At 37.6% G+C, this 23,016-nt stretch carries 22 protein-coding genes and 1 pseudogene; 16 read left to right on the top strand and 7 right to left on the bottom strand.

Translation table 11 applies throughout. The features are described 5' to 3' along the window. The first annotated feature begins 1 nt into the window (after nucleotide 1). Together pyrF and pyrE are read left to right on the top strand one after the other, a co-directional pair. Entirely contained in the window at nucleotides 2-718 is a 717-nt protein-coding gene (gene pyrF / locus V7024_RS09805) for an orotidine-5'-phosphate decarboxylase (RefSeq protein ID WP_335518933.1), read from the top strand. After that, the gene (gene pyrE / locus V7024_RS09800; RefSeq protein WP_335518930.1) at nucleotides 715-1,347 is read left to right on the top strand and encodes an orotate phosphoribosyltransferase; all 633 of its coding nucleotides are present in this window, start codon (nucleotides 715-717) and stop codon (nucleotides 1,345-1,347) included. Before pyrF ends, pyrE begins: the two co-directional genes overlap by 4 nt. 131 nt (nucleotides 1,348-1,478) lie before the next feature. Here the strand turns inward: pyrE and V7024_RS09795 are convergent, their stop codons facing one another. The 6 genes from V7024_RS09795 to V7024_RS09775 form a co-directional block, all read right to left on the bottom strand. Continuing rightward, nucleotides 1,479-1,931 (bottom strand): hypothetical protein, encoded by a 453-nt coding sequence (locus tag V7024_RS09795; protein ID WP_335518929.1) that lies wholly within the window; start codon nucleotides 1,929-1,931, stop codon nucleotides 1,479-1,481. Between the two features lie 78 nt (nucleotides 1,932-2,009). Continuing rightward, complete coding sequence (locus V7024_RS24410; protein ID WP_438824458.1) at nucleotides 2,010-2,291, bottom strand: HAD family hydrolase; 282 nt, start codon at nucleotides 2,289-2,291, stop codon at nucleotides 2,010-2,012. Further along, on the bottom strand, nucleotides 2,257-2,460 hold the full coding sequence (locus tag V7024_RS24405) for a hypothetical protein (protein ID WP_438824457.1): 204 nt from the start codon (nucleotides 2,458-2,460) through the stop codon (nucleotides 2,257-2,259). The genes V7024_RS24410 and V7024_RS24405 overlap by 35 nt, the downstream gene beginning before the upstream one ends. A 231-nt stretch (nucleotides 2,461-2,691) precedes the next feature. Continuing rightward, nucleotides 2,692-2,946, bottom strand: a complete 255-nt coding sequence (locus V7024_RS09785; protein WP_335518926.1) for a YbeF family protein — start codon at nucleotides 2,944-2,946, stop codon at nucleotides 2,692-2,694. Between the two features lie 23 nt (nucleotides 2,947-2,969). Then, nucleotides 2,970-3,647: an MOSC domain-containing protein gene (locus V7024_RS09780; RefSeq protein ID WP_335518923.1), complete on the bottom strand. Its 678-nt coding sequence runs from the start codon at nucleotides 3,645-3,647 to the stop codon at nucleotides 2,970-2,972. A 599-nt stretch (nucleotides 3,648-4,246) separates the two neighbouring features. Then, the gene (locus tag V7024_RS09775) at nucleotides 4,247-5,314 is read right to left on the bottom strand and encodes a M24 family metallopeptidase (protein ID WP_335518920.1); all 1,068 of its coding nucleotides are present in this window, start codon (nucleotides 5,312-5,314) and stop codon (nucleotides 4,247-4,249) included. Between the two features lie 640 nt (nucleotides 5,315-5,954). On the opposite strand from V7024_RS09775, the pseudogene tnpA reads away from it, so the two are divergent. Together tnpA and V7024_RS09765 are read left to right on the top strand one after the other, a co-directional pair. Beyond that, a pseudogene (tnpA, locus tag V7024_RS09770) lies at nucleotides 5,955-6,353 on the top strand (IS200/IS605 family transposase). Nucleotides 6,354-6,364: 11 nt separating this feature from the next. Then, nucleotides 6,365-7,477 carry an RNA-guided endonuclease TnpB family protein gene (locus V7024_RS09765; RefSeq protein ID WP_335518917.1) on the top strand — a complete coding sequence of 371 codons (1,113 nt, stop codon included), beginning with the start codon at nucleotides 6,365-6,367 and terminating at the stop codon, nucleotides 7,475-7,477. 133 nt (nucleotides 7,478-7,610) lie between these two features. Here the strand turns inward: V7024_RS09765 and V7024_RS09760 are convergent, their stop codons facing one another. Beyond that, nucleotides 7,611-9,320, bottom strand: coding sequence for an Rqc2 family fibronectin-binding protein (locus V7024_RS09760; RefSeq protein WP_335518915.1), 1,710 nt, complete (start codon nucleotides 9,318-9,320; stop codon nucleotides 7,611-7,613). A gap of 104 nt (nucleotides 9,321-9,424) precedes the next feature. Between V7024_RS09760 and V7024_RS09755 the strand changes: the two genes are divergently transcribed. The 12 genes from V7024_RS09755 (at nucleotide 9,425) to V7024_RS09700 (ending at nucleotide 23,011) form a co-directional block, all read left to right on the top strand. Further along, nucleotides 9,425-12,145, top strand: coding sequence for a calcium-translocating P-type ATPase, SERCA-type (locus tag V7024_RS09755; protein ID WP_335518911.1), 2,721 nt, complete (start codon nucleotides 9,425-9,427; stop codon nucleotides 12,143-12,145). A 97-nt stretch (nucleotides 12,146-12,242) separates the two neighbouring features. After that, nucleotides 12,243-13,118: a YicC/YloC family endoribonuclease gene (locus tag V7024_RS09750; protein WP_335518909.1), complete on the top strand. Its 876-nt coding sequence runs from the start codon at nucleotides 12,243-12,245 to the stop codon at nucleotides 13,116-13,118. Between the two features lie 66 nt (nucleotides 13,119-13,184). Beyond that, nucleotides 13,185-13,448, top strand: a complete 264-nt coding sequence (gene remA / locus V7024_RS09745) for an extracellular matrix/biofilm regulator RemA (protein ID WP_020059206.1) — start codon at nucleotides 13,185-13,187, stop codon at nucleotides 13,446-13,448. A 13-nt stretch (nucleotides 13,449-13,461) separates the two neighbouring features. Then, nucleotides 13,462-14,079 carry a guanylate kinase gene (gene gmk, locus V7024_RS09740; RefSeq protein ID WP_335518906.1) on the top strand — a complete coding sequence of 206 codons (618 nt, stop codon included), beginning with the start codon at nucleotides 13,462-13,464 and terminating at the stop codon, nucleotides 14,077-14,079. A 1-nt stretch (nucleotide 14,080) separates the two neighbouring features. Continuing rightward, nucleotides 14,081-14,293: a DNA-directed RNA polymerase subunit omega gene (gene rpoZ / locus V7024_RS09735; RefSeq protein WP_335518903.1), complete on the top strand. Its 213-nt coding sequence runs from the start codon at nucleotides 14,081-14,083 to the stop codon at nucleotides 14,291-14,293. Between the two features lie 300 nt (nucleotides 14,294-14,593). After that, entirely contained in the window at nucleotides 14,594-15,799 is a 1,206-nt protein-coding gene (gene coaBC / locus V7024_RS09730) for a bifunctional phosphopantothenoylcysteine decarboxylase/phosphopantothenate--cysteine ligase CoaBC (RefSeq protein WP_335518900.1), read from the top strand. Continuing rightward, nucleotides 15,796-18,201 carry a primosomal protein N' gene (gene priA / locus V7024_RS09725; RefSeq protein WP_335518897.1) on the top strand — a complete coding sequence of 802 codons (2,406 nt, stop codon included), beginning with the start codon at nucleotides 15,796-15,798 and terminating at the stop codon, nucleotides 18,199-18,201. Before coaBC ends, priA begins: the two co-directional genes overlap by 4 nt. A 191-nt stretch (nucleotides 18,202-18,392) precedes the next feature. Then, nucleotides 18,393-18,869: a peptide deformylase gene (gene def / locus V7024_RS09720; protein ID WP_335518894.1), complete on the top strand. Its 477-nt coding sequence runs from the start codon at nucleotides 18,393-18,395 to the stop codon at nucleotides 18,867-18,869. A gap of 16 nt (nucleotides 18,870-18,885) precedes the next feature. Beyond that, entirely contained in the window at nucleotides 18,886-19,830 is a 945-nt protein-coding gene (gene fmt, locus V7024_RS09715; protein WP_335518891.1) for a methionyl-tRNA formyltransferase, read from the top strand. Further along, nucleotides 19,827-21,161 (top strand): 16S rRNA (cytosine(967)-C(5))-methyltransferase RsmB, encoded by a 1,335-nt coding sequence (rsmB, locus tag V7024_RS09710; RefSeq protein ID WP_335518888.1) that lies wholly within the window; start codon nucleotides 19,827-19,829, stop codon nucleotides 21,159-21,161. Before fmt ends, rsmB begins: the two co-directional genes overlap by 4 nt. Nucleotides 21,162-21,165: 4 nt before the next feature. Continuing rightward, nucleotides 21,166-22,254: a 23S rRNA (adenine(2503)-C(2))-methyltransferase RlmN gene (gene rlmN / locus V7024_RS09705; RefSeq protein WP_098916243.1), complete on the top strand. Its 1,089-nt coding sequence runs from the start codon at nucleotides 21,166-21,168 to the stop codon at nucleotides 22,252-22,254. Between the two features lie 4 nt (nucleotides 22,255-22,258). Next, a complete protein-coding gene (locus V7024_RS09700) occupies nucleotides 22,259-23,011 on the top strand; it encodes a Stp1/IreP family PP2C-type Ser/Thr phosphatase (RefSeq protein WP_335518883.1) in 753 nt (250 codons plus the stop codon). Nucleotides 23,012-23,016 lie beyond the last annotated feature (5 nt).

The following is a 23,016-nucleotide window of genomic DNA, read 5'->3' as shown; positions in this document are numbered from 1 at the left end:
CATGTCACAATCTTTAATTGTTGCACTGGATTTCCCAGGTAAAGCAGAGGTAGACCAGTTTTTAAGTCACTTTGAAGGGGAACAATTATTTGTCAAAGTTGGTATGGAACTGTTTTATAAAGAGGGACCTGCTATCATTACGTACTTAAAAGAAAAAGGACATAAAATTTTTCTAGATTTAAAACTTCATGATATTCCGAATACAGTAAAAAGCGCAATGCGCAGCCTAGCTAGTCTAGACGTTGATATGGTAAATATTCATGCTGCTGGGGGAAGCAGTATGATGAAAGCTGCGCTTGAGGGATTAGAGGAAGGTAAACAAGAAGGAAAAGAGAGACCGATTTGTATTGCAGTTACACAACTAACAAGTACATCGGAAGAAGTAATGAAAAAAGAGATCGGCATTGAGAAAACGTTAGAAGAAGCGGTTGCTCATTATGCAAAATTAACGAAAGAAAGTGGACTTGATGGTGTTGTATGTTCAACACTAGAAGTACCAAAATTACGCGAAGTATGCGGATCGGCAATTGTAACAGTAACACCGGGGATTCGTCTTGCAAGTGATGATGTGAATGATCAAGTGCGCGTTGCAACGCCAAAACGTGCTCGCGAACTTGGTTCAAGCTACATCGTAGTAGGACGTAGTATTACAAAGGCAGAAAATCCGCTTGAAGCTTATAAAACAGTAAAACAACAGTGGGAAGGTGTAACAATATGAAAAAAGAAATCGCAGCTCATCTATTAGAAATTGGAGCAGTATTTTTACAACCAAATGATCCATTTACGTGGTCTTCTGGTATGAAATCACCAATTTATTGTGATAACCGTTTAACATTATCTTATCCAAAAGTACGTCAGGCGATTGCTTCAGGATTAGAGAAGTTAATCAAAGAGCACTTCGGGGCTGTAGAAGTTATCGCAGGAACAGCAACAGCAGGTATTGCGCACGCTGCTTGGGTAAGCGATCGTATGAACTTACCAATGTGCTATGTACGCAGCAAGGCAAAAGGTCATGGTAAAGGAAACCAGATCGAAGGTAAAGCAGAAACAGGCCAAAAAGTTGTCGTAGTAGAAGATTTAATCTCAACTGGCGGCAGTGCAATCACTTGTGTAGAAGCACTTCGCGAAGCTGGTTGTGAAGTATTAGGAATCGTATCAATCTTCACATACGAACTAGAAGCAGGAAAAGAAAAATTAGCAGCAGCAAACGTTGCATCATACTCTTTAAGCGACTACACAGCACTTACAGAAGTAGCAGCAGAAAAAGGTATGATCGGCGAAGCTGAAACGAAGAAACTACAAGAATGGCGCAAAAATCCAGCTGATGAGGCTTGGATTACAGCGTAATGATAAAGAAAACACGACCGCGGGGGGAAACTCGGTCGTGTTTTTTTATCTTCTATTTGCGGACTGTAAAATCATCAATCTCAAAATTCAGATAATATAAAGGAGAGGTGTAAAGATTATTATCTATCTTATTATAAAAAATAAGGTAGGTAATAAAATATGCCGATAGCTATACTTACAGTTGATAAAATAATCGTTCCTAATACAGGTGGATTGAAAGAAAGTCGGAATACTGCTACTAATCCTAAATCTACACCACCGCTATGATATTTATCTGCAATTTTAGCATTATTTCTTTGAATCGTAATGAAATAGGGAATGAGCCATATGCAACATAACAATAAAATACTTCCCATAACTAAACTTTCTAAAGTAGATACTTTGAAAGAAATTGAGAAGCGCCAGATTACAAGTAACTCGAATAAGATGGTCATGACTGTTAAGATAACCTTTCTCCACTTTTCACTAAAATTTTTAAAAATAGTTGTGTTAAGAAGTTGCTCGGTTTTATCCCACGCAAATGCTAAAAAGAAGATGCAACAAACAAAAATGAGAGTGACTAGAAATTGTATTAATAAGGACATCTGCTTATTCCTTTCTTTTATTGTTTTATAATAGATAGTTTAAGTATTCAACAATTGTATTAACTCTACTAGTGTTATTTATGTAAGTATATGAATTAACTCATACAACGATTGTATAGTAGGAACACTACATTTGTGTTTTTTATTACATCGATCTAACCATATTCCATGCATACCAGCATTTTTACTGCTAAGAGCATCTGTGTCTAACCTGTCTCCTATATAATAGCAATCTTGAATTGGGCATTTTGCTGTCATACTAGCTGCTTGAAAGATAGCTATATTTGGTTTTGCGACCCCTACCCTACTAGAGGCGATGACTGGGTTAAAATAATGTAAGATGTTTAAACGATAATTCATTAGATAAAAATTGATTGAAGTATCGTTCTGAGAGTTGATTCCATAGTTTGCTAGCTTCGAGTTCGTTGCCGGAAAAAATAGAATTATGCTTACGAAAGAAGTCAAGAATACCATTTTTTTCAGCAAGTTCATAATCAAGTAAAGTACCATCAATATCAAAGAAAATCATGAATAATACTCCTTAAAGAAAATGGAATAAAAGTTATATATAAATCCAAATAAAAAAGCGACATAAAACCATTCTTTTTCAGTGGGCGAGTGCATCTAGCCGTGTATAGAAGCGGTCAGGGCCTTTTTCTGTCACATGCGAAGTTCAAACAAAAGGAGAAAGTGAGTGTAGACTCCTTTTTTCTACATAGCCGCAATCTATATGTAGAAAAATTAAAATGGATTCATATAGTCATTGCTTTTTATCTACTTCCTTTTCACCTTTTACAAATAATAGCGTTATATAAGAAACAAGAAATGAAAAAATACTATACATCCCGATCCAAAAGAAAAATGAACGATTAAACAAGGTTACTGCTAAAATAAGAAAAATCGCAAACGTAATAATAGGCATCACGTAATACGTTTTTGTAATTCGTGTACCAATAACAGAGAAAATAAAGACAAGCAATGGACAAACAAGTAATGCGAATATAAATTCATTCATGCGCTGTCCTCTTTTCTATCAATTTATTCTTTTCCCGTTAAACGCTTTTCTATATTCGTCTCTTTTCCTTCTAATCGCTTCGTAAATGTATTTCGCCAGCTTTCTGATAAAGAATCAACTGCTAATATGCGTTGTATTCCTTTTATATTATGTTTATCGTGGTGCATCATTTTATTTGCGGAGGTAATTGTTATGTGATGCTCATTTTGTTCTATTAACTTAATTTCATCAGAAGGGGAAACAGTTCCTTCCTCTAATACTCGTACGTAAAAACCAGTAAATCCTGTATTTTGAACAAGAAGCGGGAAATCTTTTCGATCGTAGCGATAAGATAACTTATAGCAAGGTTGTCTCGGCTGCGTTACTTGAACGAGCGCTTCACCTATTTTATATATATCACCAATACATACATCAGATTCCAGTAATCCGGTTACTGTTAAGTTTTCTCCGAATGCGCCGTATGGAAGTTGCTGCGCCAGCTCTTGTTCCCAATATGGATAATGTTTAAAGGCATATACACAAACAGCTTTATCTTTCCCGCCGTGGTGTTTTAAATCAGCTTGACCGTCGCCTTCGAAGTTAAGTGTCGATAAATATAACGGTCTGTTAACTTTTTCTTTAAACAGACCAGTTTCAATTTCTTTTCCTTGAAACTGTAATTTTTGCGGTGTTCCGATATTAAGGGAAATGATGTGAGGCATGAGTATTACTCCTTTCTGGCATTGTATATGGTTTATATTACCATGAATAAGATGAAGATTACGTATTTTTCAGAAAAATCAATCCCTTCACAACTGTAAAATTATATTCATGAAGGGATTATAGCAGAAGGAGTAAGTGGCATGAAGAAGTTTGAATACAACTCTCATTAGGCTTAATCTAACTATTTGGGTGATGTAAGCCAAAGGAATTTCCTCAAATCAGTTTGATCATTTCTTTCGTAAAGATGCAAAGTATCCAAAACAGAAAAAGTATAAAGACTACACGAGTATGACATTTCCGCAATTTGGGTTCAAACGAAACGGAAAGCATCGCTATGCCATGTCTTTTTCTGATAACGGTAAATTATACAATACAAAGCTGGGAGAAATAGAGATCCTACTCCACAGGCCACTCGAAGGAACAATTAAGCAACTGATTCTCAAACGTCAAGGGAAAAGATGATACGCTATTACCATAGCACGTGGCAGGAAAAGACCCTGACCGCTGCTATGCATGGCCAGATGCTCACGCCCACCTAAAAAGAAAAGGTTTTTATGTCGCTTTTTCCATTTATATAAATATAAATGGAAAAAGCGATTTATCCCAAAACGATAAGTTCTCTATTCGCATTTGTAATCACTTCATGCCCAGTTTTCGTCACAACAATATCATCTTCAATTCTGCATCCGCCAAAGTTTGGGATATAAATGCCTGGTTCTACTGTTACAACCATTCCTTCTTGCAGTGTGTCTTTACTGTCTTTTGATAATCGAAGAGGTTCGTGAATTTCTAATCCAAGTCCATGACCTGTTGAATGACCGAAGTATTCACCGTAGCCATGTTCAGTAATGTAATTTCTTGTAATATCATCGATTGTTTTTGCTGATTCACCCGGACGGATTGCTTCAGTGCCGCGTTTTAAAGCTTCGAGTACAACGTTGTATATCTTTATGAATTCTTCAGAACAACTGCCAATTGCGACAGTGCGCGTTAAATCAGAGCAATATCCGTTATAAAGAGCGCCAAAATCTAACGTAACAATGTCCCCGTCTTCAATGGTTTTACTTGTAGCTACCCCGTGCGGGAGAGAAGAGCGAGTACCGGAAGCTACGATAATGTCAAATGATGATGAGGAAGCTCCTTGTTTGCGCATGAAAAATTCTAATTCATCTCTTACATCACGTTCGGATACGCCAGGTTTTAGAAAAGCTGTAATATGCTCAAAAGCATCATCTACGATGCGAGCTGCAATTTTAATCATTTCGATTTCGAAGTCTTCCTTTACAGTACGAATCGTCTCGATTAGTTCATTTACATGAACAAGTTCGATATTTGTATATTTTTTTAACGCTGTGTATTGTTTTAGCGTCATATTATTTTCTTCTATACCGAGTTTTTTAATTTGTAATCTGTCTACTTGAGCTGCAATTTCTTGTTCTATGTTTCCTTTATGCATAATAATTTCTGCTTCGTGTACTTGTTCCTTCGCTTGATCAGTATAACGGAAGTCTGTAATAAATACGGCGTTTGTCGGAGAGATTAAGACAACTCCAGCCGTACCTGTAAATCCAGTTGCATACCTGCGGTTTTCTTTTTTTGTAATAAGTAATCCGTCTATTCCATTTTGATGTAGCTGTTCTTGAATTTTTTTAATTCTTGCATTCATTTTAATTCCTCCCTTTCATCTCCTTAATATAAAGCAAGAATAATGCCAACAATTTGTATCAAGAGACAAATTATTTATCTAGCATGAATAGGGAGTTAATCTCTACTAAGAAAAAAGTTTTGTTATATCTCTGTTAAATAAAATAGACACACAAGATGATGTTGTGTCTATTTTATTTGACAGAAAAATGATTGTGTAAAAAATGAATGGAATAACTATCTTTTTTGTAAGGGAATATAGAAAATCTTTAGAGTTTCATTAAGATTTTTCAACATGTAGGTCGCTGCTATGCAGAATACAACATGACCTGTACCTTGCTTTCTCCCTTTGTTTTAACCTTTGCATGTGGCAGGAAAAGGACCTGACCGCTTCTATGCATGACTAGATGCTCTTGCCCGTCTAAAAAGAAAGAGGTTTTTATCAAAAAGAAGTCGCCTCAAATTACTACTTTTGGGGACAACTTCTTTTCGTGTTTTTAACGACATTTCTGAAAGAATTCTCCTTCCTCAAGCGTGTGAAGGGCGATAGCCCAACGGTAGGTGGGAGATGAATTTCGGTTTGGCATAGCCAAAAAGTTCTTTGCTTTTTATTTTTTGTTTTTTTATTATCAGTCTTATAAACAATAAAGATTGGTATAATAATGAAATTAAATAGTAATAACCATTCAGTATTCTTATTGTATTATCATCTTGTATTAGTCGTGAAATACAGAAGGAAAGTATTTGATGATACCATATCTGACTATGCAAAAGATATGTTTGTAAGACCTTCAGAAAACTGCAATATAACGTTAGTAGAATAGAATCACGATGTTGACCATGTACATATCTTGTTCAAGGCACATCCTAATACAGAAATGACAAAGTTCATTAATGCATATAAGAGTGCGAGTTCTCGATTAATAAAAAAGGAATTCTCACAAGTGAAAAAGAACCTTTGGAAAGAGATGTTTTGGTCTAGAAGTTTTTGTTTGATTACCACAGGTGGTTCGTCAATAGAAGTAGTGAAACAGTATATTGAAAAACAAGGTGAAAAGTGAGGTGAAATGATATGACAAAGCATAATAAAGCATATAAATTCCGTTTGTATCCAACAGAAGAACAAGCGCATCTTATACGTAAAACTTTCGGTTGTGTGAGATTTGTATATAACAAGATGTTAGCAGAACGAAAAGAAATGTATGAAGAATACAAAGGGAACAAGGGAGAACTAAAGAAGCAGAAGTTCCCTACCCCAGCGAAATACAAAGCAGAGTTTGAATGGTTGAAGGAAGTTGATTCATTAGCTTTGGCAAATGCTCAATTAAACTTGCAAACTGCCTACAAGAATTTCTTTAGCGGTCAAAATGATTTTCCTGCATTCAAAAGTAAAAAAGGTAGAAAATCGTATACAACAAATATGGTAAACGGAAATATTATGCTTCTTCATGGTCATATCAAATTACCGAAACTTAAAATGGTTCGTATCAAGCAACATAGAGAGATACCACAAAACCATATCATCAAGTCATGCACTATTTCTATGACACCAACTGGTAAATATTATGTGTCTATCTTGACTGAGTATGAAAAAGAAATCATTCAAAAAGAAATGAAAACCGTTGTTGGATTGGACTTTGCAATGGCTGAATTGTATGTTAGTAGCGAAGATGAGAAAGCCAATTATCCTCGCTTTTATCGTCAAATATTAGACCGATTAGCAAAAGCACAACAAGTATTAGCGAGACGTGCCAAAGGATCTGAGCGTTGGAAAAAACAACGGATTCGTGTAGCTAAATTACATGAAAAGGTTGCAAATCAACGTAAGAATTTCCTTCATCACAAGTCTAAAGAATTAGCTACTAATTTTGATGCTGTAGCAATAGAAGACTTAAATATGAAAAGTATGTCACAAGCACTTAACTTTGGTAAAAGTGCTTGTGACAATGGTTGGGGGATGTTCACGACCTTTTTAGCGTATAAGCTACAAGAACAAGGAAAACAACTTGTAAAAATAGATAAGTGGTTTCCCTCTACAAAGATGTGTAGTAGTTGTGGAAACATAAAAGACATGTCATTATCTGAACGTACTTATGAGTGTTCTTGCGGACTAAAAATAGGTCGTGACCATAATTCGGCAATTAACATCAAAAATGAAGCAATACGCTTATTAGAATTAGCATAAATAATACCAAAAACCTTTGGAACGAGGGAGTTAGCTCGGCGGTCTTAGACTAATTCGTTAGCTACCAAAAGTAACGACTAACCGAGAAGCCCCCACTTCAAACAGTCCGTAAGGACGTTAAGTGGGGGGGAGTTCACGCCTTTAATTTCATCACTGTGTCTGCATCTGATGTTACATATACCGTTTGCTGATTATCGTACGTCACAAACCCAAGCTTTGCTCCGCTCGGCTTTTTCACATGACGAATTTTCGTATAATCGACTGGAACTGAGCTCGATTCTTTTGCTTTACTAAAGTAAGCAGCGAGCTTTGCAGCTTCAAGTAATGTTTCGTCACTTGGCTCTAATGAGCGGATGACTACGTGTGATCCTGGAATGTCTTTCGTATGAAGCCAAATTTCATCCCGGCGTGCAAGTTTATTCGTTAAATAATCGTTTTGTTTGTTATTTTTCCCGACTAAAATCTCTGTTCCGTCACTTGCAATATATTTGTCTAATATAGGTTTCGCTGGTTTTTTCTTTACATTTTTCGCCTTGCGATTCCGCATATATCCTTCTTCAGCTAGTTCTTCGCGAATTTCTGCAATATCTTTAGAAGAAGCAGCTTCCATTTGTTGGAGTAAGCTGTCAAAGTAAAAGATTTCTTCGTTTGTTTTTTCGATTTGCTCTTCAACGATTGCGATAGAATTTTTTGCTTTTTGATATTTTTGGAAGTACCGCTGTGCATTTTCTGATGGTGTGCGCAGTGGATCTAAAGTAATCTTTACAGTGCCGCTATTTTCATCATAATAATTGATAACTTCAATTTCTTTGTCGCCTTTTTTCGTTGCGTACATATTAGCTGTAAGCAATTCACCAAACAGTTGATATTTATCTGCTTTGCCCGCGTCTTCTAACGTTTTGTGCAATTTAATTAATTTCTTTTCATTTTTTGCTTTTTCATTTTGCATAAAACGTTCTAAATCATGAGCCTGTTGCTTTACGCGGTCACGCTCTGCTTTTCCGAAGAAGAATCGATCTAGTAATTCGCTGACAGATGAAAATGTTTTCTCTTCACCTTTTAAGTGTGAAAGTGTGAATAAATAAAAGAATTCTTTCCCATTTGCTGTAATCATTGAAGGCGTATACTGATGTTGTAAGAGCGGTTTTTGTAATGTGAAAAATGCTTCAGATAATGCATGTTCATTTACCATGCCAGCCTTTGTAACTACTTCTTTTGCAAATAATGGAGAGATTCCTATATAAGCACCTACTAGTTGTTTATCCATATTTCCTGATAAAAAGTCGAGCGGTCGAATAAATTCTTCTTGCGTTTCAATTTGCAGGGGATTGATTTTCTGTTGCGTTGGTGGTGCAACATATTCAGCCCCGGCATATACAGTGCGGTGACGGTTTACCGCTAAAGAAACGTGTTTCAAGCTATCCAAAATGATATTTGTTTTAGAGTCTACTAAAATGATATTGCTATGACGCCCCATGATTTCAATGATTAATGTTTTTAATGATTCATCACCAATTTCATTACGGCTGCGAATGGTAATTTGAATCATTCGTTCTAAATCAATTTGTTCAATCTTTTCAATGAATCCACCTTCTAAATGTTTGCGAAGAAGCATGCAAAACATTGGTGGTAATGCAGGGGAGTCATAATTTTGTGTTGTTAGATGCATCCGTGCATATGTTGGGTGTGCGGAAAGAAGTAATTTTTGATTTTTTCCGTTTGCCCGAATATGTAATAAAATTTCATATTTTGACGGTTGATATATTTTTGAAATTCTTCCTTTTTGAAGAGAATTTGCAATTTCATGTGTGATTGCTCTTGTAAATAATCCATCAAATGCCACGCCAAACACTCCTTTCTTACTAAAAGTTAATTATAGCATTTTTTCGGACGAGGCTGAATAAGCTTTCATTAGAGCATGTCTGCAATCAGGAGGTAGGTGGCGAGATGAATTGGTATGAACTGCGTGCACATGAAGTAGAAGAGCGAGCGAATACAAATGTAAAAACAGGATTGACGGAGCAAGAGGTGGAAATTCGGCTGAAAAAACTTGGCCCAAACGAATTGCAAGAAGCAAAGCGGCCTTCTGCACTTGTTGTGTTCTTGGCGCAATTTAAAGATTTTATGGTACTTGTTTTGTTTGGAGCAACGATTATTTCTGCTTTTTTAGGAGAATATGTGGATGCAATTGCGATTGTGGCAATTGTCATTATCAATGGAATTCTTGGCTTTTTTCAAGAGAGAAAAGCAGAAAAATCACTGGAAGCATTAAAAGAGCTTGCCGCCCCGCAAGTAACTGTACTTCGAAATGGGAAGTGGATGAAGATTCCTTCGAAAGGTCTTGTGCTTGGAGATATTATTAAATTTTCAAGCGGGGATCGTATCGGTGCGGATGTACGTCTCATTGAAGCTTCAAGTCTATATATTGAAGAGTCAGCATTAACTGGAGAATCAGTGCCGGTCCAAAAGAGAATTGATGTTCTGCAAGGTGTTGATGTTTCAATTGGTGATCAAACAAATATGGCATTCATGGGAACGATGATTACGAGGGGATCCGGTATTGGAGTTGTTATTGGGACAGGAATGAATACGGCAATGGGACAAATTGCAAATATGCTGCAAAATGCAGAGCAAAATGAAACGCCACTGCAGAGAAGACTTGAGCAGCTAGGCAAAATTTTAATTATCGTTGCATTAATTTTAACGGCACTCGTTGTATTAGTTGGTGTTTATCAAGGAAATGAAATGTATCATATGTTTTTAGCGGGTGTTTCGCTTGCCGTTGCAGCGATTCCTGAAGGATTGCCAGCCATTGTGACAGTAGCACTCTCACTCGGTGTGCAGCGGATGATTAAGAAAAAAGCAATTGTAAGAAAGCTACCTGCGGTTGAAACTTTAGGATGCGCATCTGTCATTTGTTCAGACAAAACAGGGACAATGACGCAAAATAAAATGATGGTCACACATGTATGGTCGAGTGGTGAAACGTGGAATGTAACGGGGCAAGGCTATGAACCAAAAGGCGAATTTATGAAAGATGATAAGAAAATAAATCCACCAGCGGCTCGTTCTTTATATCAGCTTCTCACATTTGGATGCCTATGTAACAACGCAAATATCGTGAAAAAGAAAAAAACATATGTATTAGACGGTGACCCGACAGAAGGTGCACTCGTTGTGGCAGCGATGAAGGCTGGTATTTCAAGAGAAGGGATAAAGGATCAATTTGAGGTCATTCACGAATTTCCATTTGATTCAACGAGGAAAATGATGAGTGTAATCGTTCGTGACAAGGCAGGGAAAAAATTTGTAGTAACCAAGGGAGCACCTGATGTTTTATTACAAATGAGTCAAACTATTTTATGGGGAAATAAGCAGCAGCCGTTAACAGAATTGTATCGAAATGAAGTACAAACGACGATTCATCATTTAGGAAGTCAAGCACTTCGTACAATTGCAATTGCTTTTAAACCATTAAAAACAACAGATCATCTGCAAAGTGAACGAGAAGCAGAACAAGATTTAATGTTTATTGGATTGCAAGGAATGATTGATCCGCCAAGACCGGAAGTGAAACAAGCGGTGCAAGAATGTAAAGATGCGGGTATTAAAACAATTATGATTACAGGAGACCATAAAGTAACAGCGATGGCGATCGCTGAGCAGCTTGGGATTTTACCACATGGTGGTCGCGTTGTAGAGGGAATCGAACTTGCAAACATGTCGGTTGAAGAATTAGAAGATATTGTCGATGAAACATATGTCTTTGCACGTGTTTCTCCAGAACATAAATTAAAAATTGTGAAGGCGCTGCAAAATAAAGATCATATTGTGGCAATGACCGGCGACGGCGTGAATGATGCGCCTGCTATAAAAGCAGCTGATATTGGTGTGGCGATGGGGGTTACTGGGACGGATGTTGCGAAAGAAGCATCATCTCTTGTGTTATTAGATGACAATTTTGCTACTATAAAAGCGGCAATTAAAGAAGGAAGAAATATTTACGAAAACATTCGTAAGTTTATTCGTTATTTACTAGCGTCTAATGTTGGCGAAATTTTAGTTATGCTATTTGCAATGATATTAGCATTGCCATTGCCGCTCGTACCCATTCAAATCTTATGGGTGAATTTAGTAACAGATGGTTTGCCGGCAATGGCGCTCGGACTTGATGCGGCAGAAGGTGATGTGATGCGAAGAAAACCACGTCATCCAAAAGAAGGGGTATTTGCAAGAGGGCTTGCATGGAAAATTGTGAGTCGAGGCTTTTTAATCGGTGCGATGACACTCTTAGCATTTATCATTGCATACAATCAACATCCAAATGAATTAAAGTATGCGCAAACAGTTGCCTTTGCAACACTTGTGTTAGCTCAGCTTATTCATGTGTTTGACTGCCGCAGTGAGCATTCTGTCTTTCACCGTAATCCATTTGGAAATATGTACTTAGTAGGAGCGGTAATTCTTTCGATTTTACTCATGCTAGTAGTGATCTATTATCCGCCGTTGCAACCGATTTTTAGTACGATGCCAATTCAAGCGAAAGATTGGCTCTTAATTGTTGGGCTTTCTTCTATTCCAACATTTTTATTAGTAGGATCTTTACTAACTGGGAAGTCAGAAAAGAAGAAAACAATTGTATATAAAAGAGGGGTAAACTTGAAATAGTAAATGACATAAAAGTGTGCTATAATTTGAGAAGGTAGTAGAGTAGAGTCTCTATTACCTTTTTCATTGAGTAAGATCATGGCTTGGATGTGATAAAATGATTTCGAGTATGACAGGTTTTGGACGCGCAAAAGTAGAAAGTGATGCGTTTCAAATTACAGTAGAAATGAAGTCGGTCAACCATCGTTTTTTAGAGATGAATATTCGTCTTCCAAAGCAAATGATGGTGTTCGAGGATAAAATCCGCAAATTAATTGCAGAACAAGTAGACCGTGGACGTATTGAAGTATCGATTATTGTTGAAGGGGAAGGACTCGTTGAACGAAAATTACGCGTGGATTGGTCCCTTTTAGAGCAATATAAGCTCATTATGGAAGAAGCAAAGGGGAAATTTCAATTACAGGATTCGATTACATTACAGCAGCTTATTGCTATGCCGGAAGTGACAGCAATTGAAGAAGTTGAAAATGTAAATGAAGCGTTTGAACATAGTTTGTATGAAGCGGTTCGCCGCGCAGCTAGTATGTTAAAAACGATGCGTGATGGTGAAGGGGAACGACTACATAAAGATTTGGAGCATCGTTTACAAGGCATTTACACGTGTGTGCGTTCCATTGTCCCATATGCGCCGTCAGTTATTCAAAAATATCGTGAACGCTTAGAAAACCGTTTGAAAGAATTACATAATCAAGAATTAGAAGAACAGCGATTACTTACAGAGATAGCGGTATTTGCAGACCGCTGTGATATTCATGAAGAATTAGTTCGTTTGCAAAGTCATTTAGAACAATTTCAAGAGACGCTGCAAAGTAAAGAGCCAATTGGAAGAAAATTGGATTTCATCGTACAAGAAATGCATCGTGAAATTAATACAATTGGTTCAAAAGCAAATGACTTAACAATTTCAAAATATGTTGTTGAAATGAAAAATAATCTTGAAAAAATTCGTGAACAAGTACAAAATATTGAGTAGCTGTCAATTGTATACGAAGTTATACGAGAGGGAGAAATCGGATAGACTTACTAGGAGGCGCAAATTATGGCCATGCGGTTTTTAAATATTGGATATGGAAATATCGTATCTGCACATCGAATTATTTCCATTGTAAGTCCGGAATCAGCACCGATTAAAAGGTTAGTACAGGAAGCTCGCGAACAAAATGTGCTGCTTGATGCTACCTATGGTCGAAAAACTCGAGCGGTGATTGTTATGGATGATGGGCATATTGTATTAAGTCCAATACAACCGGAAACAATTGCACATCGGTTAAACAATAAAGAAGATTTAAGTGACGAAGGGTAGGTTTAACATATATATGAGAAGTAGAAGAGGGTTGCTCATTGTTCTTTCAGGGCCTTCTGGTGTTGGAAAAGGAACAGTTCGAAAGGAATTGTTCAGTCAAGAAGATACAAATTTACAATATTCTATTTCTGTAACAACGCGTAAACCGCGTGAAGGAGAAGTAGACGGTGTTGATTATTTCTTTAAACCGAGAGAAGAGTTTGAAGAGATGATTCAAAATAATAAACTGCTTGAATGGGCGGAGTTTGTTGGAAACTATTACGGAACACCAATTGATTATGTAGAGCAAACATTACAACAAGGGAAAGACGTTTTCTTAGAAATTGAAGTGCAAGGTGCAATTCAAGTAAAGAAAGCTTTTCCAGAAGGCGTATTTATCTTTTTAGCTCCTCCAAGTTTATCGGAACTAAAAAACCGAATTGTGGGCCGTGGTACAGAAACAGAAGAAGTAATTCAAAATCGTTTAACAGTAGCAAAAGAAGAAATCGAAATGATGGATGCTTATGACTACGTAGTAGAAAACGATGAAGTAGAACTTGCTTGCGAACGTATTAATGCAATTGTGATAGGTGAACATTGTCGCCGTGAGCGAGTAGCAAAATATTATAAAGAAATGACGGAGGAAATGTAATATGTTAAACCCATCTATTGATTCATTGTTACAAAAAATTGATTCTAAATATACGCTAGTAACAGTAGCTGCAAAGCGCGCTCGTGAAATGCAAGAGCATGACGATTGTAGTGTTGAGCAACCAGTATCTCATAAATTTGTAGGTAAAGCATTAGAAGAAATTAATGCACAATTATTAAACTACGAACCAAGTGAAGATAACGACCAAAAGTAAAGCTTTCTTTTCGACAAATAGAGGCATAGATACTATACTTTTCTATGTAACAGTAACAACCTATTTACAAGTAGGTTGTTATTTTTTTACGATATAGATAAATTGAAATTTAAAAACGACATAAAGGCTTTCTTTTTAGGCGGGAAAGAGCATCTGGTCATGCATAGAAGCAATCTATATGTCGAGAAATCAAAATGGATTCATAAAGGATAGAGAATAACGACAGCTTGTATTTGTATGCTGTGATGAAGAATGACTTGAAGTTCGAATAGGAGTCATGAAAGAAAGAGGACGAAACTTATGCTAAAAGGGAAAAAAATACTTTTATGTGTTACAGGAGGCATTGCTGTATTTAAAGCAGCTGCACTAACAAGTAAGTTAACACAGGCAGGTGCGCTTGTAAAAGTAATAATGAGCGAGTCGGCAATGAAGTTTGTTACACCACTTACATTTCAAGCACTTTCTCGCCATGATGTATACACAGATACATTTGATGAAAAAGATTCAGCAGTCATTGCTCATATTGATTTAGCAGACTGGGCTGATCTTGTACTTGTAGCACCGGCGACCGCAAACATCATTGGCAAATTCGCAAATGGTCTTGCAGATGATATGATTTCAACGACTCTTCTGGCAACAACAGCACCAGTGTGGATTGCACCTGCGATGAATGTTCATATGTACGAAAATCCAGTTGTCCAAAAAAATATGCAAACGTTAAAACAGTTAGGATATACATTTATCGAGCCTGGAGAAGGCTTTTTAGCTTGCGGATATGTTGCCAAAGGCCGGTTACAAGAACCAGAAAACATTGTAGCAATGTTAGAGAAGCATCTTTCAGAAGAGAAGCCGCTGCAAGGAAAACGAATATTGGTGACGGCGGGACCGACACGTGAAAAAATTGACCCAGTTCGTTTTATGACGAATTTTTCTTCTGGGAAAATGGGATATGCACTTGCGGAAGTTGCGGCAAGTCTTGGTGCGGAAGTCATTCTTATTTCTGGTCCAACGGCGCTAACGCCGCCTGCGAATGTAACGACAATACAAGTGCAATCAGCACAAGATATGTTAGAGGCAGTTTTACATCATTATTCTCGTATGGATGTTGTGATTAAAACAGCTGCCGTTGCAGATTATCGGCCGAAAATCGTTTATGATGAAAAAATGAAAAAGAAAAATGGCGATACAATCATCGAATTGGAACGTACGATAGATATTCTTAAAACATTAGGTGAGCGAAAAGAACGTCAATTACTCATTGGTTTTGCAGCAGAAACAACGAACGTTGAAGAGTATGCAACGAAAAAATTACGCGAAAAAAATGCTGACATGATTGTTGCGAATGATGTAAAAGCAGAAGGGGCAGGATTTGGTACGGACACAAATATTGTGACAATGTATAAACGAAATGGCGCCGTGGTTGAATTGCCGCTATTAACAAAGCAGGAAGTAGCGAGAGAAATTTTACTACATGTTGAAAAAATGCTGGAAGAGGATCCTGCATGAAATTTGCAAGTGTAATTGTCGATGTTCCAGCAAGGCAAACGGATAGGCCATTCGATTATATTATTCCTAAACGTTGGGAAGATCTTGTTCAAACGGGTATGCGAGTCGTTGTTCCATTTGGACCGCGAAAATTACAAGGATTTGTCATCGGGATAAAAGATACAGTAGATGTAAATGTAAATAAGTTAAAAACATTGCATGAATTGTTAGATGTTACACCTGTATTAAATGAGGAATTGTTGCAGCTTGGAAGTTGGCTTACAGACGAAACGCTTTGTTTCACAATTTCAGCATTCCAAGTTATGTTGCCAACAGCAATTAAAGCGACATATAAAAAACAGCTACGTCTTCATAGACCAGAAGACGTAGCGGCCAATGTGAAATTGCTCTTTCAAGGAAAAGAAAGCATCGACTGGAATGTGCTTGATGAACAACCACAGATGTACCGTGCAGTGCAAACAGAAATTGCAAAAGGGACTGTAGAAGTTGTTTATGAAGTAAAGGATAAGGCGCAAAAGAAAAAACAAAAAATGATTCAACCTGTTTTGCCGTATGAAGAATTAGAGGAAACAGCCTTTCATCTAAAGAGTAAAAAGCAGCAAGATGTATTGTATTATTTCATGGAACACTATCAGTCCGTACCGTTAAAAATAGTAATGGAAGAATTGCAAATGACGGATGCTCCCATTAAATCTCTTGTGAAAAAAGGTTGGTTAGCTGAAAAATATGTGGAAGTATATCGAAATCCGTATGATGATGATGCTTTTGAGCGTACAAAACCATTCCCGCTTACAGAAGAGCAACGACAGGTTATTGCACCGATCTTAACCTCCATTACAGAAGAGCAGCATGAGACGTTTTTACTGTACGGTGTCACAGGTAGCGGAAAAACAGAAGTTTATTTACAGTCAATTGAAGAAGTGCTTAGAAAAGGAAAAGAAGCCATTGTACTTGTACCTGAAATTTCGTTAACGCCGCAAATGGTGGATCGTTTTAAAGGGCGTTTTGGCTCACAAGTTGCAGTTCTTCATAGTGCATTGTCTGTTGGGGAAAAATATGATGAATGGCGTAAAATCTTACGGAAAGAAGTCAAAGTAGTTGTAGGGGCGCGTTCAGCAATTTTTGCACCATTTGAGAATTTAGGAATTATTATTATTGATGAAGAACATGAATCGAGTTACAAACAAGAGGACAATCCACGCTACCACGCACGTTCTGTTGCAATTCGGCGGGGAGAATATCACAATTGTCCTGTTGTATTAGGAAGTGCTACACCTACACTAGAATCGTTCGCTCGTGCCAAAAAAGGTGTATATAAACTGCTTACAATGACAAAGCGGATGAATGAAAGGGATTTGCCGGCAGTTGAGATTATTGATATGAGAGAAGAGCTTAGGGGTGGCAATCGTTCTATGTTTTCTCAGCTTCTTCATGAGAAGATAGCGGATCGATTAGAGAAAAAAGAACAAATGGTGCTTTTTTTAAACCGAAGAGGGCATTCGACATTTGTTATGTGCCGTGATTGCGGATATGTCGTGCAATGCCCACACTGTGATATTTCACTTACATATCACAGAATGAATAACCGCATGAAATGTCATTATTGTAGTTATGAGGAAAATTTACCGAATGCTTGTCCTGCTTGTAATAGTACCTATATCCGCTTCTTTGGGACAGGGACACAAAAGGTTGAAGAAGAAATTACAAAATTGTTTCCAGAAGCACGTGTGATTCGAATGGATGTGGATACGACAAGTCGTAAAGGGATGCATGAAAAGCTCCTGAAGTCATTTGGGGCAGGAGAGGCAGATATTTTACTTGGAACGCAAATGATTGCTAAAGGTCTTGATTTTCCAAATGTGACGCTTGTAGGTGTATTGACAGCAGATACAATGCTGCATTTGCCGGATTTCCGGGCAAGTGAAAAAACATATCAGCTTTTAACGCAAGTAAGCGGCCGAGCTGGACGTCACGAACTTCCAGGAGAAGTAGTCATTCAAACGTATACACCTGAACACTATAGTATAGAATTAGCAAAACAACAGAAGTATGATGTGTTTTTTGAACGTGAGATGTATATGAGGAAAATGCGGCAATATCCACCTTATTATTATGTCGCATTAGTTACAGTATCTCATCCAGAATTATTAAAAGCAGTGCAGGTAACAGAGAAAATTGTTGGTTTTTTACGACAACATTGTTCACAGCAAACGATGATCTTAGGTCCGGTTGCTTCGGCAATTCCTCGTATAAAAGATAGATATCGCTACCAATGCATGATAAAATACAAACGGGAACCAAACTTACAGTACGTGCTTAAAATGGTAAATGAACATTATCAAGCAGAAATGCAAAAAGATTTGCAAATCTCAATTGATTTTAATCCAACTATGTTGATGTAGTAGAGCTGAATTTAGAGGCAAATGGATAAAATAAAGTGGAACTTTTACAAGTAGGAAGGAGAGTCTCGTTACCCAGACTCTTACTGTTGGCTTGTACTTGATTAGGCAGGCTAACCATCAGTGGAGAATGCCACCATTGATGGAAGTTTCACTTTATTTCAATCTGATTGTATGTTGAAAAGGAGAGCAGTATGGCAACATTAGAAATTGTAAAACATCCAAATGAAGTATTAGAAACGCCATGTGACCGTGTTATAAATTTTGATAAAAAGTTAGTGAAGCTTTTAAAAGATATGCACGAAACAATGTTAATTGCAGATGGCGTTGGATTAGCAGCACCGCAAGTTGGTGTAAGTCTGCAAGTTGCTGTTGTAGACATTGATGATGATAACGGGAAAATTGAATTAATTAATCCTGTTATTTTAGAACAACGTGGTGAACAAGTAGGTCCCGAAGGCTGCTTAAGTTTTCCGGGGCTTTTTGGTGATGTAACACGTGCTGAGTATATTAAAGTACGTGCCCAAAATCGCCGCGGGAAAGTGTATTTATTAGAAGCAGACGGCTTTTTGGCCCGTGCAATCCAACATGAAATCGATCATTTACACGGTGTGTTATTTACATCTAAAGTAACGCGATATTATGAGGAAAATGAATTAGAAGAGATGTAAAAGGAGAGTTTTTCAAATGGTGAAAGTTGTATTTATGGGAACACCGGACTTTTCAGTGCCGGTGCTTCGTCGTCTTATTGAAGATGGATATGATGTGATTGGGGTTGTGACGCAGCCTGATCGTCCGGTAGGTAGAAAAAAGGTGTTAACCCCAACGCCTGTGAAAGTTGAAGCAGAAAAACATGGTATTCCGGTGTTACAACCATTAAAGATTCGTGAAAAAGATGAATATGAAAAGGTGTTGGCATTAGAACCGGATTTGATAGTGACAGCTGCATTTGGACAAATCGTACCAAATGAAATTTTAGAAGCACCGAAATATGGATGTATTAATGTCCATGCTTCGTTACTTCCAGAACTTCGCGGCGGTGCACCTATTCATTATTCGATTATGCAAGGAAAAGAAAAAACGGGCATTACGATTATGTATATGGTTGAAAAATTAGATGCTGGTGATATTTTAACGCAAGTAGAAGTGGAAATTACAGAACGCGAAACAACCGGCTTGTTATTTGATAAATTAAGCGTGGCTGGAGCTCATTTATTATCGGAAACTGTTCCAATGCTAATACAAGGAAAATTAGAACCAATTAAACAGAATGAGGAAGAAGCAACATTTGCTTATAATATTAAACGTGAGCAGGAAAAGATTGATTGGACGAAAACAGGAGAAGAGATTTACAATCACATTCGTGGTTTAAATCCGTGGCCAGTTGCTTACACGACGTTAGCAGGACAAGTTGCAAAAGTATGGTGGGGAGAAAAAGTTCCTGTAACAGTGAAAGCCGAAGCAGGGACAGTTGTTGCAATTGAAGAAGATGGTTTCGTTGTGGCAACAGGAAATGAAACAGCAATTAAAATCACGGAGTTGCAACCATCCGGTAAAAAACGCATGGACTGTTCACAATTTTTACGTGGAACAAAACCTGAAATAGGTACGAAGTTAGGAGAAGACGCATGAAACAAAATGTTCGCGAATTAGCTCTTGACGGTTTAGTACAAGTTGAAAAAAGCGGTGCATATAGCAACTTGCTTTTAAACAACCTGATTGAAAAGAGTAGCATTGATAAAAAAGATGTTGGCTTGTTAACTGAAATTGTATACGGAACAATTCAGCGACGTGATACACTTGATTATTATTTACAGCCGTTTTTACGAAAAAAGATTGAACTGTGGGTGAAAGTACTCCTTCGTCTCTCTTTATATCAAATGCTATATTTAGATCGTGTTCCAGAGCGTGCTGCCATTCATGAAGCAGTTGAAATTGCGAAGCGTCGTGGTCATAAAGGAATCGCTGGGCTTGTGAATGGGGTACTTCGTTCGATTCAGCGTGAAGGAGTTCCATCGCTAGATGAGATTAAAAGTCCGGAAAAGCGCCTTGCTATTGCAACAAGCCATCCAGAATGGCTTGTAAAAGAGTGGATAGAAGCATACGGAATTGAAACGGCAAGACAAATGTGTGAAGTAACCTTACTCCCGCCAGTTCCGACAGCTAGAGTTAATGTAGCGAAAACGTCTGTAGAAGATGTGCTCAAAATGTTAGAAACAGAAGGAATTCAAGCAAAGCATGGCGATTTGTCGGAAGATGCGATTCAAATTGAAAAAGGGAATCTAGCTCATACAGAAGCATTTCAAGAAGGATTGCTATCTATTCAAGATGAAAGTTCTATGCTTGTGGCTCGCGCGCTTGATCCGGAAGCAGGAGATATTATTCTAGATAGCTGCGCTGCTCCTGGCGGGAAGACAACGCATATTGCAGAACGTTTGGGAGGAACGGGGAAAGTTATTTCTCTTGATTTACACCCGCACAAAGTGCGTTTAATTCAGCAGCAAGCAAAGCGCCTTCAACTAGAAAATGTCGAAGCAAAAGCACTTGATGCACGGAAAGTGCAAGAGCATTTTGAAAAGGAGAGCTTTGATAAAGTATTAGTAGATGCGCCGTGTTCTGGATTTGGGGTAATTCGCCGTAAGCCAGATATTAAAATGGGAAAACAAAAAGAAGATAGTGAAAGACTTGCCAATATTCAACTATCTATTTTAGAAAAGGTAGCTCCTTTGTTGAAAAAGGGAGGACGCCTTGTTTATAGTACGTGTACAATTGAGAAAGTAGAAAATGAACAAGTAATAGAGCAGTTTTTACAATCACATTCTGAATTTGAATGGGATACAACAATGAAAGACCGATTGCCAAAAGCTGTGCATCCATATGTAGGAAAAGGTGGAGTGCAAATTTTGCCGCATTACTTTGCAACGGATGGATTTTATATTGCTTGTTTAAGAAAGAAGGTGTAGCATCATGGAAACTACTGTAAAAAAACAAAAAAAAGAATTGGAAGAAAAAAAGCCATCTATTTATTCCTTGCAGCTTCATGATATGGAACAATGGTTAAAAGAACAAGGGGAACCGAAATTCCGTGCTGGTCAAATTTTTGATTGGCTATACAAAAAAAGAGTAACAACTTTTGAGGATATGTCCAACCTTTCTAAAGGATTGCGTGAAAAATTGTCGAATTCCTTTGATATTACAACTTTAAAAACATTAGTAAAACAAACATCTTCAGATGGAACGATTAAATTTTTATTTCAACTGCATGATGGTTATTCTATTGAAACAGTATTAATGCGCCATGAGTACGGAAATTCAATTTGTGTGACAACGCAAGTTGGGTGCCGAATTGGCTGTACGTTTTGCGCATCAACACTTGGCGGCTTAAAACGTAATTTAGAAGCAGGTGAGATTGTTGCGCAAGTTGTCGAAGTACAACGTGAGTTAGACGCTACAGATGAGCGTGTTAGCTCTCTTGTTGTGATGGGAATCGGAGAACCATTTGATAATTATGACAGTTTAATGGCGTTTTTACGCATCGTGAATCATGAAAAAGGACTTCACATTGGAGCGCGTCATATGACGGTATCAACGAGTGGAATTATCCCGAAAATTTATAAGTTTGCTGAAGAAAATATACAAATTAACTTTGCGGTTTCTTTACATGCTCCAAATACAGAGCTGCGCTCAAAATTAATGCCAATTAACCGAGCGTACAAGCTGCCAGATTTAATGGAAGCTATTAAATACTACATTGAAAAAACAGGACGCCGCGTTACATTTGAGTATGGCTTATTTGGAGGAGAAAACGACCAAGTCGAACATGCTGAAGAGTTAGCTCAGCTGTTAAAAGGTGTGAAATGTCATGTTAACTTAATTCCAGTTAACTATGTACCAGAACGTGACTATGTGAGAACGCCGCGTGAACAAATTTTCTTGTTTGAAAAAACATTAAAAGATCGTGGTGTTAACGTAACAATTCGTCGCGAACAAGGTCATGATATTGATGCAGCCTGCGGTCAATTGCGTGCAAAGGAGCGCAAAGAAGAGACGAGGTGAGATGATGAAAACCGTGTTTCTATCAGATAAAGGAAAAGTTCGTCAACATAATGAAGATAGTGCAGGAGTATTTCATAATTTAGATGGAGATATTTTAGCGGTTGTAGCAGATGGAATGGGAGGTCATCGAGCAGGCGATGTTGCTAGCTCGATGGCAATCCAATTGTTCCATGACTACTGGAAACAAACGTATAATATGAATACGCCTAAAAAAGCAGAACAATGGTTACATAATCATGCGCAAATTATTAATGAACGAGTATACAAATATTCTGGAGAACATCCAGAATGTAGTGGGATGGGAACAACAATCGTTGCTGCTATATGTACGGATACTTTTGTGACGATTGGTCATATTGGAGATAGTCGCTGTTATATGCTATCAGATGATTATATGTCACTTGTTACAGAAGATCATTCCCTTGTAAATGAACTCGTTCGGCATGGGGAAATTTCCAAAGAAGACGCTGAATATCATCCAAGAAAAAATGTTTTACTTAGAGCGCTTGGAACGGAAAAAACCGTTATATTAGATGTGAAAACCTTAGTATTAGAAGAGGGAGATCAGTTGTTGCTCTGTTCGGATGGGTTATCTAATAAAGTTGCAATGAGTAATATGCAAGAAATTTTACAAGCTGATGAGTCTTTGCAAACAAAAAGTCAACAACTTGTGCAGCTTGCAAATGATTTTGGAGGAGAAGACAATATTACTCTTGTCATTATTGATTATGCGGACTCGGCGAACGAAAGTAGGTGAATGAC

The sequence above is a fragment of the Bacillus sp. JJ864 genome (assembly GCF_036963045.1).
Lineage (GTDB): Bacteria > Bacillota > Bacilli > Bacillales > Bacillaceae_G > Bacillus_A > Bacillus_A pseudomycoides_C.
Note: the sequence above shows the minus strand (reverse complement) of the source record. Positions and strands in the feature narration are given on the sequence as shown.

Coding starts and splice junctions, on each gene's coding strand:
- V7024_RS09780 (WP_335518923.1), bottom strand. CDS start 3,647: ATGCCTCACATCATTTCCCTTAATATCGGAACACCGCAAAAATTACAG.
- V7024_RS24405 (WP_438824457.1), bottom strand. CDS start 2,460: ATGATTTTCTTTGATATTGATGGTACTTTACTTGATTATGAACTTGCT.
- gmk (WP_335518906.1), top strand. CDS start 13,462: ATGAGAAGTAGAAGAGGGTTGCTCATTGTTCTTTCAGGGCCTTCTGGT.
- V7024_RS24410 (WP_438824458.1), bottom strand. CDS start 2,291: ATGAATTATCGTTTAAACATCTTACATTATTTTAACCCAGTCATCGCC.
- remA (WP_020059206.1), top strand. CDS start 13,185: ATGGCCATGCGGTTTTTAAATATTGGATATGGAAATATCGTATCTGCA.
- V7024_RS09775 (WP_335518920.1), bottom strand. CDS start 5,314: ATGAATGCAAGAATTAAAAAAATTCAAGAACAGCTACATCAAAATGGA.
- V7024_RS09750 (WP_335518909.1), top strand. CDS start 12,243: ATGATTTCGAGTATGACAGGTTTTGGACGCGCAAAAGTAGAAAGTGAT.
- V7024_RS09700 (WP_335518883.1), top strand. CDS start 22,259: ATGAAAACCGTGTTTCTATCAGATAAAGGAAAAGTTCGTCAACATAAT.
- def (WP_335518894.1), top strand. CDS start 18,393: ATGGCAACATTAGAAATTGTAAAACATCCAAATGAAGTATTAGAAACG.
- priA (WP_335518897.1), top strand. CDS start 15,796: ATGAAATTTGCAAGTGTAATTGTCGATGTTCCAGCAAGGCAAACGGAT.
- rpoZ (WP_335518903.1), top strand. CDS start 14,081: ATGTTAAACCCATCTATTGATTCATTGTTACAAAAAATTGATTCTAAA.
- V7024_RS09785 (WP_335518926.1), bottom strand. CDS start 2,946: ATGAATGAATTTATATTCGCATTACTTGTTTGTCCATTGCTTGTCTTT.
- V7024_RS09765 (WP_335518917.1), top strand. CDS start 6,365: ATGACAAAGCATAATAAAGCATATAAATTCCGTTTGTATCCAACAGAA.
- coaBC (WP_335518900.1), top strand. CDS start 14,594: ATGCTAAAAGGGAAAAAAATACTTTTATGTGTTACAGGAGGCATTGCT.
- pyrE (WP_335518930.1), top strand. CDS start 715: ATGAAAAAAGAAATCGCAGCTCATCTATTAGAAATTGGAGCAGTATTT.
- pyrF (WP_335518933.1), top strand. CDS start 2: ATGTCACAATCTTTAATTGTTGCACTGGATTTCCCAGGTAAAGCAGAG.
- V7024_RS09795 (WP_335518929.1), bottom strand. CDS start 1,931: ATGTCCTTATTAATACAATTTCTAGTCACTCTCATTTTTGTTTGTTGC.
- fmt (WP_335518891.1), top strand. CDS start 18,886: ATGGTGAAAGTTGTATTTATGGGAACACCGGACTTTTCAGTGCCGGTG.
- rlmN (WP_098916243.1), top strand. CDS start 21,166: ATGGAAACTACTGTAAAAAAACAAAAAAAAGAATTGGAAGAAAAAAAG.
- rsmB (WP_335518888.1), top strand. CDS start 19,827: ATGAAACAAAATGTTCGCGAATTAGCTCTTGACGGTTTAGTACAAGTT.
- V7024_RS09755 (WP_335518911.1), top strand. CDS start 9,425: ATGAATTGGTATGAACTGCGTGCACATGAAGTAGAAGAGCGAGCGAAT.